Below are 525 nucleotides of genomic sequence, written 5' to 3'. Positions count from 1 at the left end.
GGTCGGGAGCGAATGAGCGATTGAGAGGTAACTATGTCGGCCGACGACGACCGGCTCATGTACTCCGGAGACGCCAAACACGCCAGGGACCCTCTGGCATACGGCGGGCTTGACGCGCTGCTGGGCGGGCCGGTTGCGGCGCTGCCCAACGGACGGTCCCGGCACGGAGAGGCCAGGGTCTCGACTCCTCCGATCGTTCTGACCTCGAATTTCGCCGCTCCGCGCGAAGCGGAGATCACCACCAAGCTCCCGCCGGTCCCGGGCCGCCCGATCAGCGGGTCGTCCTCGGCCGGGAGCTGGATCCTCGAGCAACCGATCCCGGCGGCCGTGCCCGGGGAGCCGCGCGCCATCGACAACCTCTCCCGCGTTGGCGTGCGCTCGTCGGTCAAGATGCAGCCTCGACGCGGCTGGCGACGGGCGGTCTACGTCACCACTCGTCTCAACCTCGGGCTGTCCCGCGACGAGCTGTACGAGCTGGATCTGTACGCCAGGGTGCGCCGCACGGCGCGGGAGTCCCATCAGATC

The 525-nt window shown here is 69.3% G+C and carries 1 protein-coding gene; it reads left to right on the top strand.

Features of this window, described 5'->3' with window-relative positions:
• Positions 1-33 precede the first annotated feature (33 nt).
• The coding region (locus tag IMZ11_RS43640) for a hypothetical protein (RefSeq protein WP_228649589.1) at positions 34-525 on the top strand (492 nt) is incomplete at its 3' end.

The organism is Microtetraspora sp. AC03309 (assembly GCF_020826795.1).
Classification (GTDB): Bacteria; Actinomycetota; Actinomycetes; order Streptosporangiales; family Streptosporangiaceae; genus Microtetraspora; species Microtetraspora glauca.
Note: the sequence above shows the minus strand (reverse complement) of the source record. Positions and strands in the feature narration are given on the sequence as shown.